The following is a 14,967-nucleotide window of genomic DNA, read 5'->3' as shown; positions in this document are numbered from 1 at the left end:
GCGGCCATGAGGTATCATTTACATAAATTTTACGTAGCGTTTACACTGCGCTGACGCTTGATGTTGATTACGAATAGTACAATTATATGAGAACTTCTAACCAAGAATAGATATGCAACACATTCGGAGGCCATACATGCATAGAGACGTCAAAACAGGCAACTACGTTAATCGTGATTTGAGTTGGGTTGAATTTAATCGGCGCGTACTTCAGGAGGCCCAGGATCCAACAACGCCTCTGCTGGAACGCATGAGATTTCTCGGCATTGTCGCTAGTAATCTGGACGAGTTCGTCAGTGTAAGGGTGGCAGAGACAAAAGAGAAGATCAAGGCCGGATTCACGCAAAAAGATTTTACAGGATACACGCCTTCGGGATTGTACCGCAGATTGATCAAACGAACCGGGACTATGGTCGCCGAACAGTATAAAACGTATCGTGAACTCATCCGTCTACTCGCCAAAAAAGGAGTGAACATTCAGGAATATACAGATCTTAATGTGACACAGCAGCGCGCAATGGACCAGTACTTTCATGAAATTATTTTTCCGGTACTCACACCGATGGCGATTGACCAGAGTCGTCCGTTCCCACTGGTACACAACAAGTCTGTCTATCTGTCCGTGATGTTACAGAAGGAAGGGGAGCAAGAGGGCGAGCCGTTTATGGCTATTGTTCAGGTACCTTCCAATCTGCCGCGGGTAGTTCAGGCTCCCATTCGGGCAAATAGCAAAAAGAAAACATTCATACTGATTGAAGACCTTATCAAACATCATATCCATACGCTCTTCAGCGGATATATCTCGCTTGCTGCACAGGAATTCCGAGTGACCCGCAATGCGGATCTGTTCATTAATGAAGAAGAAGCGGAAGATCTGCTTGAGGCTATTGAAAAAGAATTGCGCCGAAGACGCCGCGGGGCTCCTGTACGATTGGAAGTGTGCAAGGATTTTCGTCCGGATGCCTTATTGGAATTGCAGGATGAATTTGATATTCACGACCCGGTATATGAAATTGATGGACCACTCGATCTGAGTTTTCTAGCGGGATTCGTGGATAGCCTGGAAAGTTTCTCACATCTGAAATACAGTCCGGTGAAGCCAGTCTACCCACTGGAGTTTCTGCCAAGAGAAAGTCATTTTGAGCTGCTACGCAAACGCGATGTACTGGTGCATCATCCGTACGAATCGTTTGAACCAGTCACTGATTTTATATTGGAGGCTTCGGAAGATCCAAGAGTTCTGGCCATCAAGATGACATTATATCGGGTCAATGGCGATTCACGCCTTATTCCGGCACTTGCACTTGCCGCTGAGAGTGGTAAGCAGGTCACGGTGGTGGTGGAACTGAAAGCCCGGTTTGATGAAGAGCGCAACATTGCTTGGGCCCGTAAGCTGGAGAAGGCCGGATGTCACGTGGTATATGGACTGGTTGGACTGAAGACCCATGCCAAAATCATTCTTGTCGTACGCAGGGAACAGCAGGGGCTGAGACGTTATGTCCATGTAGGAACCGGTAACTATAATGAGAGTACAGCCAAAGTGTATACGGACGTAGGACTGTTCACCTCTAATCCGATTATTGGGGAAGATGCATCCGAATTGTTCAATGAGATTACCGGATACTCCGGTCCGAAGGCATTGCAGGCGTTCCGCGTAGCTCCAGATGGTATGAAGGATGAGCTGTTTGCGCTGATTCGTAGAGAAACGGAGCATGCGTTGAAAGGCAAACCTGCCAGAATCATTGCCAAGATCAACTCCTTATCCCATCAGGAAATGATTGATGAATTGTACGAGGCTTCTCAAGCCGGCGTGCAGATCGATCTGATTGTGCGTGGGGTATGTTGTCTGCGTCCGGGGGTAGAGGGGCTCAGTGAGAATATTCGGGTCATTAGCATTGTGGATCGTTTTCTGGAGCATTCACGGTTGTTTTATTTTGAAAATAGCGGCAACCCGGATGTATTCATCTCCAGTGCAGACTGGATGACACGTAACCTGAATCGAAGAATTGAACTGATGTGTCCCGTATTTGATCCCGAGCTGAAAAAGATGCTAGTGGATATCCTTAATCTGTCCCTTATGGATAATGTCAAAGCGAGACAACTTATGCCTGGTGGCAATTATGTATTTGTAGAAAATGAAAAGCCCCCGCTGAGAAGTCAGACGGAGGCCATGGGTATTATTCCTTGGAAGCCTGCTGAATGGAGTGCGTTAACGTAACTCCCCAGGCTTCCTTCAGATCCTTGACGGCCTCTTCCAGGCCATCTAGTTCCAGTAACGGCTCAGCTGTACAGGTGAATTGCACCTGCAGCGAGTCGTTTTCTTTTGTTGCTTTGATCGCAGCGATGCTTTCGGATCGATTGATGGCTTCGGCTACGCGCAGCAGAGAGCCTAAACGATGAGCATGCCGCTCATCCGAGTTTTTCAGAATGTCCCGGTGCTTATTCAGCAGCTGGGGCGTTCTTTTTTTGGGATGATAATCAGCTGCACTGGCACTTAGAATGGTCTCTCGATGAGAAAGTCCATAAATGCTCGAATTCATAATCCAATAGGCCGAGTGCTGTGTATAACGGAAATAGTTAATCTGTTTACCTGCCATGTGCAGCATGGAGGATGCATACAGGATTCGGGCATCTGCTTGATCAGGAGGGGTACCTTGTAATGCCGTATACAGGGTAACCATATCCTGATGAATCCGTTGCAGAAGTTTCTCTGGAATAGGTGGACCAAAATGGATAAAGTTGCGGATACTGTCCTTCAGCGCGTCTGGAACGACCGGCTGACCTCCAGCCATGTAATCACGCAACAACCCGTCTCGTAGACCCGCGCCACTAACCACATAACGATCTCCCTGTATTATCTGGAAGACAGTTCGTAGGATCAGTACGCCGGGCACAATGATGTCTGCGCGATCTTTGGCGAGCCCAGGTACCTTTTTGCGCTGTGCCGAGGTGAGATGTGGTAAGGAGCGAGCGATGTTCTCCATCGCTTCCTCACTGATCTCATAATGATGGCTGACAGGCAAAGAATACTGGGTACGCTTCTGTTCCACTTTGGCGAGTGTACGCATTGTGCCACCAAGTCCGATGAGTGGCAGACCGGGATGCTCACGAATCCAATCCTGTCCACGGAGAGCCTCAATGACTTCGTTGCATAATGCATTTGCATTTTCCTCGGTCCACTGATCTTCGCCCCCATAACGGGCATGTGAATTCACTGCACCAATAGGGAGGGAGATGCTATGTAACCTTTTCCGATCCCGAAAGACCGTAATCTCTGTGCTGCCGCCTCCAATATCCACGACGTAACCGTCTGCCAGATCAATGGATTGAGTGACACCAAGGAACCCATAATAGGCCTCCCGATCTCCCGATACACATTCAATGGTAAGCCCCGTCTCGGTCTCCAGCCATTCGATAATCTCCAGGACATTGCTTGCATTACGAATAGCTGCGGTAGCTGCTGCGCGAATCAGTTTGGTCTGGTACGCTTCACAGGTCGCTTTGAATTGACTCAAGATGGTGATGGCTTTATCCAGAGAATGGCGCAGAATGGTTCCATCGGACTCAACAACGCTGCTCAGACGAGCGGCATATTTGTCTTCATGAATGATGCGATAGGCTTCGTCCTGATCCAGTTCATAGATAACTAGACGAATGGAGTTCGAGCCGATATCAATAATTCCTAAGGTTTCATTAGTACGTGTCATAAGCATCTCCTTCTACAGAGGTTCAACTACCCGAAGTGAAGAAGGGCAGCCATGGCTTCCGGTGAACCCGGCGGTGTGGCAGAGAAGGGCGTAGTTAACATAACAACAATGATAAAGACGATGAAACAGGCAAATATAAGACAACTCACGGCAAAGCCGCGATTACGCTTTTGCATAAACAGTCGAATACCTGTGACAAAGAGAAGTACCGTAACAGCTACCAGAACGATCGACATTGCAAAATAGGCTACGCCATAAAGTGATTTGAAAAATGCTTCCATTTGTTCTTAACGCTCCTTAGATCCTCATATTTAAGCCCTTCCAAGCCATTCCTTAGTAGCATACGACAGATTGACTTGTTTGAAAAGTAAACCGGGCGCTTGTTCCCGGTTCCGCCATCACCCCTGGGACAGGTTACATGGAAAAGGGGCCTTTGCCGTGGACAGACATCCAAGAAAGCAAGGCTTCTGTTGAGTATGTATAAGGAAGGACTATTGTTTCAAGGAAGGAGATCAACCCATGTCGAGACAACTTGCAAGCAAATGGCGGAAGACAGCGGCTCTGATGAAATACCCGGTAGCTGCTGTCCATATCCCACAGACCAAGGCATTCAACTCGGGTAATCTGCTGCAAATGCTCAGTCGTTATGGAATGGTGTATGTCAAACCTATTGTAGGAGGCGGAGGTTACGGTGTTATTCGGGTATCGGCCAGCGGTGGGGCTTATCGATACACCCATATGAAGACGACCCGTTCTTTCGCCAGTTTCAGCCAGATGTATCGCTCTCTGGTGCGTGTAAAGGCTAGACGCAAGTACTTGATCCAGCAAGGCATTCATCTGGCAACAATTCAAGGGAGACCTGTTGATTACAGAGTCAAAGTTGTCAAAACCCAACGAGGCTGGGTATTCCGTTCCTTAGTAGGACGACTCGCTCGTCCCGGACTCTGTGTGACGAATCTGAGCAAGGGTGGCACCATGTTATCAGGAAGGCGAGCTCTTGGTTTATCCCTGCCACATATATCCGGTCGGCAAAAACGCCGGGAGATGCGTTCACTTACACTGACATGTACGTACATTATGGAAAGTCAGTTTCCTGGTGTAGGTCAGCTTGGATTTGATTATGGACTGGATTATTCAGGCAAGATCTGGATTCTGGAAGTGAATACCAGACCCCAATAGAAAATGAATGGGAAAACTCAAGAAAATTCAAGAAAAACCGATAATATATAAAAGAAAACGGTATGAAAACCGTTTGAAATTTTACATTACCGGGTAATTTACTCGCAACAAGTCTTGAAACTATGAATTTATTCCAAAAAAAATACGCTGATAAACGTTCTGACAGTAGTACAAACTCCCTGTGCATAAATATTGTCCACACTATACACGTTGATTACTCTATATTTTTTCCATTTATCAACAAACTATGCACAGGATTTCCACATATCGTTGTGGATAACAAGAACGCTTGTTCTCTATATGAATCTCTGATATGATAGTTTTGAGGAAAAAAAAGGAAAGGTTGTGGCGGGAAATGGCTATGTTATCCGATGAGATGTTGTTGGATTCCTACCATAAAGCGATTGAGTTGAATCTCGAACGAGATTTCATCGCACTGCTGTTGGCAGAAATCCATAAGCGCAAACTGGGTACCGACGTATCTGCCATTCTTCACTAGAGATCCTCATTGCAGGCAATGTTACAGGTTTCCGGACAAGTCCCATAGTGAGACTGGCCATGGCGTGCTCGTCTGACAATGGTGACAGTACATCACATGATTGCAAACGATTTCGACTTCGTCTGCCGTGTCAGAGGAAGGTTGGAATACGTAGGGGCTGTATGGTCCGGTGTAATCATCCAATTTGCCGCATTCTAACAGTCCCTGAAGGCAGTGGGGGCAAGCCTGCTCCGGTACAACCAGACCGTTACACAGCGGGCATATATAAGACAAGGGTATCCCTCCTGATATGGATTCACTCAGGAGTAAGATACCCTTTTTTGTATCAATATATGTTATTTCAGCAAAACTAGCGTTTCATGTTACTGCTGTGTCCTGGGGACAACTTGGCATCCGGATCGAAGTACACCTTCGCATTGTTGACGGCTGTTGGAGCTTCGCCGAATCCGACAGCGATCAGCTTCAGTTTACCCGGATATGTTGTGATATCTCCGGCAGCGAAGATTCCTGGAATAGATGTTTCCATGCGGGAATCAACAACGATGGAGTTACTGTCAATTTCGATACCCCACTCGGCAATCGGTCCGAGAGAAGAGACAAATCCGAAGTTAACGATCACGTCATCTACTTCGATTTCCTGAGTTTCTTTGGTTTTCACATGAGAAAGGGTTACCTTGGTAATCGTGTCATCCCCATGAAGTTCCGTGATTTCGGTCGGTGTAACGACATTCACCTTGGAATTCATCAGGTTTTCGACACTGTGCTCATGTGCACGGAACTTGTCCCGGCGATGGATCAGTGTCACTTGCTCAGCGATAGGCTCCAGCATGAGTGCCCAGTCTACCGCGGAGTCACCGCCGCCACTGATCAGTACTTTTTTGCCAGCGAAGGCATTCAGATCACTGATGAAGTAGTGCAGGTTGCTCTTCTCGAACTTGGCAGCACCTTCAAGCTCCAGGCGACGTGGTTCGAATGCACCTACACCAGCTGTAATAATGACGGCTTTGGCATGATATTCATTCTCATCCGTCTTCACGACGAAATGTTGCTCATCCTTTTTCTCCACCGATACAACCTTTTCTTCAAGGCGAATGTTCGGGTTAAAATGACTCATTTGCTCAACCAGGTTATTCACCAGTTCCTGAGCTGTTACTTTCGGGAATCCGGCTACATCATAGATGTATTTCTCCGGGTAAAGAGCGGCAAGCTGTCCACCAAGCTGTGGCATACTTTCAACCAGTGTAACGGATGCCTGACGCATCCCACCATAAAACGCGGCGAACAGACCCGCAGGGCCTCCACCGATAATAAGTAAATCAGTCATATCATGACTGGAATTTTGTGCAGTCAAGAATCAACAACACCTTTCATATTTTAATAGGTAGTTAACAGAAAGAATGTGCAGGCTACGTATCATAACCGGCATGGGTGCTGAACTGTCTTTCCTATTATAAACGGTGTATTCAGGGTTGCAAAGTTAGCGGCGTCACGAAACTGGGAACAATTGATGAAGATCAGATGAGAATAGGATGAAATTGGAAATGAAAGGTTATGAAAAATAACAAAAAAAACCTTGATCTTTACTAGAAATACAGATATCCTTGACCTGTACTATGTGTTTTTTTGTCTAATTTAGAGTCAATATGTAATATGAAGACAGATCCCGTGTTTTGTAGAATCTTGTGGTTAATTTCACAACTTGAAACGATAACTTGCGTGCAAACGTATCAATTTCATAAACCCTTTAGTTGCTTCAATCAAGTCTAGATATAGATCAAAACGGTTCGATACGTCGATATCTAGTTTCATAAAATCCATTTTTAGTGAGTTATGAAATTGATGCAAACGTTTAAATAAATTCGCGAAGTTAACATTTGTCGTCATAATGGGCAAGACCTCATCAATATTTGTAAGTATGTGCATTTTGCATCTCACCCAAGATCGGGCTGATGCAAGTGAAACCGGAAGGGGTATAGACATGAGCAGTATTCCCAAAATCGTCATCCTCGGCGCGGGCTATGGCGGGATTCTGACAGCCCAGCGGCTGCAGAAGGAATTGAACTATAACGAGGCCGACGTCACATTGGTGAATCGGCATGATTATCATTATATTACTACACATCTACATATGCCGGCAGCCGGCACGGATACCATTGAGCATGCAAGAGTGCCCATTTCCAAGCTGATTGATGAGTTCAAGATTGATCTGGTCAAGTCTTCCGTGAAGGAGATTCGTCTGCAGGATCGGAAGATTATTCTGGAGGACGGCACGTTATCCTATGATTATCTGATTATTGGACTAGGCGGTGAGCCTGAGACCTTCGGTATTCCGGGGATGCTCGATCACGCCATGACAATCCGCAGCATTAACTCGGTCAGACTGATTCGAGAACACATCGAATATCAATTTGCGATGTACAAAAACGATAACAAACGAAATCGTATTCGGTTTGTCGTAGGTGGAGCGGGTTTCAGTGGTGTTGAATTCGTAGCTGAACTTGCAGATCGTATTCCACAGCTGTGCAAGGAGTTCGACGTGAATCCGAAACATGTGCACATCTATAATGTAGAGGCAGCGCCTTCGGCCTTGCCTGGATTTGACCCGGAATTGGTAGAACATGCAATGAATGTGCTCAAGAAAAAGGGTGTTACTTTCAAAATTGGTGTTCCAATCAAGCAATGTCTCCCGGACGGGGTTATTGTGGGTGAAGGTGAAAAGCTCGATGCAGCTACAGTCGTATGGACCGGCGGTATTCGCGGTAACTCACTGCTTGAACAGGCAGGTCTTGAAGTGATGCGAGGACGTGTGAAAGTAGACGACTACTTGCGTGCTCCAGGGCATGAGCATGTCTATGTCATTGGTGATAATTCACTTGTCTTCAACGCGGAAGGACGGCCTTATCCGCCAACAGCCCAGATTGCGATGCAGCAGGGTGTGAACTGCGCCAAGAACGTTGTGGCATCCATTCGCAAGAAACAGCCACAACCTTTTGTATTTACGAGCAAAGGCACGGTTGCATCACTGGGTAAAGGTGAAGCTATTGCCGTTGTGGGCGGCAAGAAATACAAGGGCTGGAAAGCGGCTCAGTTGAAGAAGCTGGTAGATCTGCGTTATCTGTTCATAATTGGTGGTATTCCGTTAGTCCTGAAGAAAGGGCGGTTTTTTGGATGAGACATTGCAGTGTTCAGGTCCGGGGACTATTAACACGTGAAGAGCTGGATCGTTACAACGCCCTGATGCAGGTCGGTGGTTATCTGGAGGAACAGGATCAATATGATCTGGCCTACATCGTGCAGAAAGAAGTGGATATTCTCATTATGCCTGCGATTGAGCGGCTTAAAGAGAAGGGGCGTGACCGTGACCGGGCCACAGCCGAATTCCTCGAATCGCTGAAAGCGGTAGATGATGAGGACGAGGATTAGAGACGATATAAGTTGAACTAAAGATGTTTACACATACACTTCAATGACAGAATAACCTTCCAATCGCTGTTATCCCCAGATTTTTTTGATTCCCTTTTGTTAAAGGGAAAATCCGGTGATAAAGGCGAACGCTTCGCTTTTTCAGGTTTTTTCTGTCCTTTCCGTTTTTGTGTAAATAAATAGTTCAAACAATATAGATCTAAATCAAGCTTGAGGTAGTAGAATATAGATAGATAATAAAGCACCGCAGACAGTATCCTTTACAGGAGATGTCGCGGTGCTTTATTGTGCTTTGTACTATTTTTACAGCTTAAGCATGTCTTCCAGTGTTCCTTCGTTCAACAGACTTCCCACATAGAACGAACCGAATTCGCCATAACGGGCGCTAACTTCATCGAAACGCATCTCATAGACGAGTTTCTTAAACTGAAGTGCGTCATCCGCAAATAGCGTAACGCCCCATTCCCAATCGTCGAAACCGACAGAGCCGGTAATGATCTGTTTTACTTTACCCGCATAGCTGCGGCCAATCATGCCGTGACTGCGCATCATGGTGCGACGCTCGTCCATGGACAGCATGTACCAGTTGTCATTCAGCTCACGTTTTTTGTTCATTGGATAGAAGCAGATGTATTGTCGTTGTGGCAGAACAGGTTTCAGACGGGCGATAATATCCGGATTCTGCATCGGGTCTTCGCCTTCTTTGCCAAGATAGTTGCTCAGTTCCACTACACTGACGTATGAATACGATTTGGTTGTGTATTGGGCAAACATCGTTTTGTTAAACGCGTTCTCAACAGCCTTCAGATCCTCCAGCGTTTCACGCAGGTGCATCATGACGAGGTCTGCTTTTTGACCTACAACCGTATATACAACAGTACTTCCTTTGGATGAATCCTCGACTTCTTTCCATTCTTTCCAGAATTCCTGAAGCTCGTCCAGTGCTACAGCGCGTTCTTCATCATCTGCTGCTTTCCAGGCGGCCCAGTTAATCGAGCGAAAATCATGCAGGGCATACCAGCCCTCCAGTGTTGATGCGGCTTCGTTCATTGGTTGTGTTCCTCCTGCAAGGTATATTTCCAAATCCCTATAAGAGGTTGTTCAAAAAGTCCGCTTTTGATTACGAATCATGCCTGGTGGCATCTTCAGCGTCGAATATGGCATTCAGCCGAAATAAGTGGGAGGCTTACGAAGTATGTTTCCTTAGGAAACATTGTAGCTGCTCACGTAGCTCTATCTACGCTCCGCTGCTCCATTTCTAACTTCATTCCATCTTCTCGGTACTGAAAACCAGTCTTTTTGAACACGCACTATAAGGGACGGGTGATTGCTTTATCGTTTACATTGTATCCCAACATGAAGCAGAAGGGCAAATGAACAGAGTATAAATATAGGGAAATTTGTCCAGAAAGTTCGTTGCTTCGCCACATTTTTTGCGGTACACTAACTACTATCTAGAAGTGAAACCTGAATGTGTGAAAGAAGAGGTGAATGTCGCCCGATGCAATTTATACCTGTGTTGGTATTGATGGTATTATTTTTCGTTATGATGTTTGGTATCGGTTTCATTCTGAACATGCTGATGAAGACAACCTGGTTTCCTTCCTATCTGTTCATTATTGTAATTCTGCCTATTGTTGTGTACTCTCTATGGGATCAGTCGTCATCTCTGATGTCACATCTGGGTTCTTTCCAGCTTGTAGACTATATGACGGGCATCGCTGGACTGGCTGGTGCGATAATCAGTGGCTGGACGATCCAGAAGTTGCGTTTGGGTGGGTACAGAATGTTTTAGATTGTTGGGAAAGAGGTAACACATGCCACTGTAATCGCGTGAAAGTCTTGTCTTTGTCGTAAACGCTTACGAGTACAAAGGGAAGGCTTTTTTGCTATTCATTTATATTATAAGGATTATTGTACACTTGTACTTCATATACATCTGGAGAACATTCTCTTTAGATATTCCCTTGTATTCTGCGGCTACAGCTTTTATAGTATTCTAGCGGCTCTCGACATTTTATTTTAGAAATTTGCTGAATTCGGCGAAAACGTGAATGATGTCGACCTAGGACGAAACGGAACGAGAACAGGCCATCTTTTTAACTGTTTTTGAGCATTTGAGGATCAGACATTTATGATAGAATAGATAAACATACTTTTGGGGAGAAGGAGATCAGGCTATGCGCATGAAGAATCTGCACCATTATACTGAACATCATCGCTACTGCGTATACAGGGAGTTTGGACTTAGCGCCCTGGATGACCGTATGCTTACAGGAGCATATCAGCCCATGGTAGGTGCTTTTGCGGTTGGCTTGTATCGGCTGTTGTTTCAGCATCTTCCCGGTGAACAGGTCGGTTATTCGCCGCTTGAACAGCAACGGAGGCTGTTCATGACGCTTGGCTTGGAGCCAAGTGAGAAAGGGCGCAAATATTTGTTAGAGCAGACATCCAAGCTTGAGGCAGTGGGACTACTTCAGACTTCACGGCTATATATACCGGAAAATGATGATTACATCTACGAATATGAGTTGCAACCGCCGCTCTCTCCGGCAGAGTTTTTCCGGACACAGCATTTGACACTGTTGCTTCGTGACAAGATAGGCAAATTCGCCGTACTTTCCCTGCGTTCCGGTTTCTCGGCAGTGGAAAATGGGGACGCGCCTTATCCGGCAGCCAATAAAGAGAATATTTCCGTTCCCTTTTACGATATATTTGAATTGAATACCCATGTGATTGATTACGAGTTGGAGCAAGCATTGTCGGAAGTATCAACTACGGCCCAACGGACAGGCACGAATGATGTAGCGGAAGAAAATAGTTTGAACTATGCCGACATTATTTTGCGTTTTCCGCGGGAGTCCGTCAATCGCCGTCATGTAGAACAGCTACGGTTCGATCATGAACAACTGGGCATTGTAAATTATGTAGTGAACAAGTTTAATCTCAGTGTGCAGGATGTATGCCGACTGCTGGACGAAGATGATATCTTCAGTCCGCAGGGCCAGCTGATTTTGGATGATCTCCAGCATAAGGCGAGCATGCAGTTCAGGCAGACGAAGAAGCGTCATGAGCAACAGACCGTACAGGCGGCCAAGGTAGTGGCACTGAGACAGCATATGGAGGAGCCTGAGCGGAAAGAAGACTCCGGTGAACCACCTGTTGAGCATGGAGTACAGATGGAATACTACGTCGAAGTACCTCCGCAATTTATGACCAAGTGTGATATTCATCAATATAATATGATGTTGCGTAATGAGCCATACACACGTCTGTTGCAGACATTTTTCCCGGGCGCAGTACCGGACAATCTGATCGATATATTTGAGAAAATTGATCTGAGTTACAAGTTGCCGGGTGAAGTCATCAATGTATTGATTCATTATTTGATGGCATTACTTGTATCCGGCGGAGAGCAGCGGATTAACCGTAACTTTGTTGAGGCAATTGCCTCCAACATGCTGCTCAAGCAGGTGAACTCATATGAGAAAGCTGTGCAATATATTCGTGATCAGGCCAAGGTCAAAGTCAAACAGGCTGCTGGTGCAGCTGGAACCCGTACCCGTACATACGGCAAAGGAACCAAAGCCAAGCCCGAAATTCCGATTGTACAAGACATAAGCACCGATGGGGACGCCGTATCCGAGGAAGAGTTCGAAGAGATGATGAGATTTGCCCAGCAGATGCAAGCGAGTAAGCAAAAAGGAACTTCTTAAATATTTATTATATAGCAAAAAGGCGAGTCTCCATTAATCGGGAGACTCGCCTTTTTGCTATATAAGTTGAACTGAAGCAACGTATTTTAGGTTTAATCATTTTTTTTATTATTTTTTAGAATATTTATCTAATCTAAACCACTGCTGAAATTCTTTTTGTGTGATTTTTTTTACAGGCTTAACTTTTTTGCTTCCTGTATCGTATCTGAAAAGAATCCATTGATCTGAAGGATACTCACTAATATAATCAATATTTTTTCCGTTCTTATGCCATAAAATTAGACCGGTGCTAATATAGTTGGTTGCCCGAGGGAGATAAATAAAACGGTCTTTCTTAGTATCGTACATTGCCAAAGTGCTTTTATCCGTACTGCCATAAGAAAATGCAATGATGTCTTCTTTTGGTGACCAATTATATGATGAAATGGTTTCTACATTTTGTTTACCTAATTTTTCAAGACGTTCGTTTATAATCGTGTACTTTCCTGTTTTAAGGTTCATGAGAATGAGGTTGCTACCAGCACTTTTTTCTACTTGGATAGTAATCCATTCATTCGATGGAGATTCAGCAACACTAGTTATATCCAATAATTTAACTTCAAAATCTCCCGTTTGTAGGGTGTGCTTTTCTTTACCATGAGTAACTACAATGGTGTCAATGATGTTTTGCTCAAAATCAGCAGCAACATCTAGCTTTAAGGTGTTCGCGGTTATCGTGATGTCGTCGCCTCTCCAGACAATTTTGTTTGAGCCTTTTGTTTTTTCAAACTTAGATATACTCTGGTATGTCGAAGAGTTCACAGATGTTGAGTTAGCAACAATATGTGCTATTTTATCTGAAGTATGAAGTGAAGATGATGCAGTTGATAACGTGCCTAAGCTACCTAAAACAATGACGCTTGATAATAAAACATTGGTGTATTTCATTATTATCTCTCCTTCATTTTGGGAAGGCGGTTACATGATGTGATTCCCTCCAGAACTATTCCAATCTTTGCTTATCATTATAAATTTGTAAAGATATGAAATCATAGAGATGATATGAAGTGAGATTTCAAAAAGGGTGATTAGTCCTGTAAGTAACAAAGATTGAATACATATTTATTTTATATTTATGTGGCCTTCTGACTCTCTCTGGTGTCTAATTCATTGTAAATCAAGAGGAGGTTCTTACCATGTCAGGAGCTCATGACACAAAACCTGTTTATCCGGATAAACAGGAAAGTATCACTAACTTTGAAAACACTTATGAGCTGTATCGTCAAAGATTTGCAACTACTTTTCCCTGAAATTTAACCCGATGGTTGCAGATGATTTGACTCAACAGGTGTTTTTAAAAGCAGTCGAGAATCTTCACCGATTCCAAGGGAAATCAAATTTATTTACATGGATATTCAAGATTGCTCAGAATACAGTGAAAAACGAATATCGAAGATTATCGCGAAAAAAAGAAACGCCGTTTGATTTTACGGGATATGAATCACAGTCGATCTCCCTTGAATTTACGAAGTATGTTGATTTTCGAATTGATATCGGAGTTGCGCTGAAAAAGTTAAATGAAACCGACCAGGAAATCATTGCATTACGCTTTTTTGTGGACTGCACATTGCTTGAAATTTCTAAGATTGTAGGGATGCGTGAGAGTGCAGTAAAGAACAGACTCTATAGAGCTTTGGAAAAACTTAAAAAGGAACTGAAAGAATGGGGAGGCGTTACGATCATGTCTATTCAAGATTTGATTTCAATTGTTAATAAGGGTGAAAACGAGGGATTGAACAATACGCCTAATAAAGTACACCATGATTTGTTCAATGAACTAAGTGATCATATTGAACGAATCTCGTTAAAGTACAATTATCACCCATCGCGAAAAGTAACGATTGAAGTATATCCTGATATGCCATCGTTTCACCAAGCGGTCGGAGAAGCAGATGCTCCGAATTGGTTCATGGGTACCTATGAAGGGAGTATTCTTAAAATTGTATCTCCATTAAATCCAGGACCGGAGCATACCTATCAATCGATTCTTAAAGGTACGGTTCACTTGTTCACCATGTGGCTAATAAGTGAAATCAATCCGAAGGCTCCGAAAGGGATAAGGCAAGGAATTGGTGGATATGAAGCCAAGCTGATGACTCAGGACTATATTGAAGGTACAACAGAAGAGGCTATTCACAATTTAGAGATCCCAACGTTCGAACAATTAGATAATGATACCTGGGATTTCGAAACGATGAAGGGTTTTCAGTTTTCGTTCCTATTTGTGGAGTTTGTTATTCAACGATATGGAATAGACCATTTAAACAAATTGATCCGTGACCCTCAGGATTTTAATGGTATCTTTCAATGTTCCGAGAAGGAATTGCATCAGAAGATGGTAGAGTTTATAAGTAAGTAACCCATACAAAAATGTATGTTGCCCGGGGGAAGAACCGGGCTTTTT

The 14,967-nt window shown here is 44.4% G+C and carries 14 protein-coding genes; 8 read left to right on the top strand and 6 right to left on the bottom strand.

All coding sequences use genetic code 11. The annotated features are described in order from the left end of the window. Positions 1-136 precede the first annotated feature (136 nt). Complete coding sequence (gene ppk1 / locus MHI55_RS25745) at positions 137-2,218, top strand: polyphosphate kinase 1 (protein ID WP_340387509.1); 2,082 nt, start codon at positions 137-139, stop codon at positions 2,216-2,218. On the opposite strand, the gene MHI55_RS25740 is transcribed toward ppk1, so the two are convergent. Further along, entirely contained in the window at positions 2,178-3,707 is a 1,530-nt protein-coding gene (locus MHI55_RS25740) for a Ppx/GppA phosphatase family protein (protein WP_340387507.1), read from the bottom strand. The two genes, ppk1 and MHI55_RS25740, sit on opposite strands and share 41 nt — an antisense overlap. 26 nt (positions 3,708-3,733) lie before the next feature. Then, positions 3,734-3,988 (bottom strand): hypothetical protein, encoded by a 255-nt coding sequence (locus MHI55_RS25735; RefSeq protein ID WP_017692428.1) that lies wholly within the window; start codon positions 3,986-3,988, stop codon positions 3,734-3,736. Positions 3,989-4,226: 238 nt separating this feature from the next. Here MHI55_RS25735 and MHI55_RS25730 point away from each other — a divergent pair, with 238 nt between their 5' ends. Continuing rightward, on the top strand, positions 4,227-4,886 hold the full coding sequence (locus MHI55_RS25730) for a YheC/YheD family protein (protein ID WP_340387506.1): 660 nt from the start codon (positions 4,227-4,229) through the stop codon (positions 4,884-4,886). 355 nt (positions 4,887-5,241) lie between these two features. After that, complete coding sequence (locus MHI55_RS25725) at positions 5,242-5,385, top strand: sporulation histidine kinase inhibitor Sda (protein WP_017692430.1); 144 nt, start codon at positions 5,242-5,244, stop codon at positions 5,383-5,385. Positions 5,386-5,406: 21 nt separating this feature from the next. Here the strand turns inward: MHI55_RS25725 and MHI55_RS25720 are convergent, their stop codons facing one another. Both MHI55_RS25720 and MHI55_RS25715 read right to left on the bottom strand, forming a co-directional pair. Continuing rightward, entirely contained in the window at positions 5,407-5,658 is a 252-nt protein-coding gene (locus tag MHI55_RS25720) for a hypothetical protein (RefSeq protein ID WP_340387504.1), read from the bottom strand. A gap of 76 nt (positions 5,659-5,734) precedes the next feature. Next, a complete protein-coding gene (locus tag MHI55_RS25715; protein WP_017692431.1) occupies positions 5,735-6,736 on the bottom strand; it encodes an NAD(P)/FAD-dependent oxidoreductase in 1,002 nt (333 codons plus the stop codon). 627 nt (positions 6,737-7,363) lie between these two features. Here MHI55_RS25715 and MHI55_RS25710 point away from each other — a divergent pair. Next, on the top strand, positions 7,364-8,557 hold the full coding sequence (locus MHI55_RS25710; RefSeq protein WP_036605766.1) for an NAD(P)/FAD-dependent oxidoreductase: 1,194 nt from the start codon (positions 7,364-7,366) through the stop codon (positions 8,555-8,557). Next, the gene (locus MHI55_RS25705; RefSeq protein ID WP_036605767.1) at positions 8,554-8,808 is read left to right on the top strand and encodes a hypothetical protein; all 255 of its coding nucleotides are present in this window, start codon (positions 8,554-8,556) and stop codon (positions 8,806-8,808) included. The genes MHI55_RS25710 and MHI55_RS25705 overlap by 4 nt, the downstream gene beginning before the upstream one ends. A 303-nt stretch (positions 8,809-9,111) precedes the next feature. Here MHI55_RS25705 and hemQ read toward each other — a convergent pair whose 3' ends face one another. Continuing rightward, complete coding sequence (gene hemQ, locus MHI55_RS25700) at positions 9,112-9,858, bottom strand: hydrogen peroxide-dependent heme synthase (protein ID WP_036605768.1); 747 nt, start codon at positions 9,856-9,858, stop codon at positions 9,112-9,114. A 451-nt stretch (positions 9,859-10,309) separates the two neighbouring features. Between hemQ and MHI55_RS25695 the strand changes: the two genes are divergently transcribed. Both MHI55_RS25695 and MHI55_RS25690 read left to right on the top strand, forming a co-directional pair. Continuing rightward, the gene (locus MHI55_RS25695; RefSeq protein WP_036673352.1) at positions 10,310-10,603 is read left to right on the top strand and encodes a YuiB family protein; all 294 of its coding nucleotides are present in this window, start codon (positions 10,310-10,312) and stop codon (positions 10,601-10,603) included. A gap of 385 nt (positions 10,604-10,988) precedes the next feature. Further along, the gene (locus MHI55_RS25690; RefSeq protein WP_340387502.1) at positions 10,989-12,524 is read left to right on the top strand and encodes a helicase DnaB; all 1,536 of its coding nucleotides are present in this window, start codon (positions 10,989-10,991) and stop codon (positions 12,522-12,524) included. 108 nt (positions 12,525-12,632) lie between these two features. Here MHI55_RS25690 and MHI55_RS25685 read toward each other — a convergent pair whose 3' ends face one another. After that, the gene (locus MHI55_RS25685; protein WP_340387500.1) at positions 12,633-13,451 is read right to left on the bottom strand and encodes a hypothetical protein; all 819 of its coding nucleotides are present in this window, start codon (positions 13,449-13,451) and stop codon (positions 12,633-12,635) included. A gap of 373 nt (positions 13,452-13,824) precedes the next feature. Between MHI55_RS25685 and MHI55_RS25680 the strand changes: the two genes are divergently transcribed. Then, complete coding sequence (locus MHI55_RS25680) at positions 13,825-14,922, top strand: sigma-70 family RNA polymerase sigma factor (RefSeq protein WP_340387498.1); 1,098 nt, start codon at positions 13,825-13,827, stop codon at positions 14,920-14,922. Positions 14,923-14,967: the final 45 nt, after the last annotated feature.

Source organism: Paenibacillus sp. FSL E2-0151 (assembly GCF_037993015.1).
GTDB lineage: Bacteria > Bacillota > Bacilli > Paenibacillales > Paenibacillaceae > Paenibacillus > Paenibacillus amylolyticus.
Note: the sequence above shows the minus strand (reverse complement) of the source record. Positions and strands in the feature narration are given on the sequence as shown.

Bases quoted from the DNA above. Each gene is read 5' to 3' on its own strand.
- MHI55_RS25685 (WP_340387500.1), bottom strand. From the start codon at position 13,451: ATGAAATACACCAATGTTTTATTATCAAGCGTCATTGTTTTAGGTAGC.
- hemQ (WP_036605768.1), bottom strand. From the start codon at position 9,858: ATGAACGAAGCCGCATCAACACTGGAGGGCTGGTATGCCCTGCATGAT.
- MHI55_RS25705 (WP_036605767.1), top strand. From the start codon at position 8,554: ATGAGACATTGCAGTGTTCAGGTCCGGGGACTATTAACACGTGAAGAG.
- MHI55_RS25690 (WP_340387502.1), top strand. From the start codon at position 10,989: ATGCGCATGAAGAATCTGCACCATTATACTGAACATCATCGCTACTGC.
- MHI55_RS25730 (WP_340387506.1), top strand. From the start codon at position 4,227: ATGTCGAGACAACTTGCAAGCAAATGGCGGAAGACAGCGGCTCTGATG.
- MHI55_RS25680 (WP_340387498.1), top strand. From the start codon at position 13,825: ATGGTTGCAGATGATTTGACTCAACAGGTGTTTTTAAAAGCAGTCGAG.
- MHI55_RS25735 (WP_017692428.1), bottom strand. From the start codon at position 3,988: ATGGAAGCATTTTTCAAATCACTTTATGGCGTAGCCTATTTTGCAATG.
- ppk1 (WP_340387509.1), top strand. From the start codon at position 137: ATGCATAGAGACGTCAAAACAGGCAACTACGTTAATCGTGATTTGAGT.
- MHI55_RS25695 (WP_036673352.1), top strand. From the start codon at position 10,310: ATGCAATTTATACCTGTGTTGGTATTGATGGTATTATTTTTCGTTATG.
- MHI55_RS25740 (WP_340387507.1), bottom strand. From the start codon at position 3,707: ATGACACGTACTAATGAAACCTTAGGAATTATTGATATCGGCTCGAAC.
- MHI55_RS25710 (WP_036605766.1), top strand. From the start codon at position 7,364: ATGAGCAGTATTCCCAAAATCGTCATCCTCGGCGCGGGCTATGGCGGG.
- MHI55_RS25725 (WP_017692430.1), top strand. From the start codon at position 5,242: ATGGCTATGTTATCCGATGAGATGTTGTTGGATTCCTACCATAAAGCG.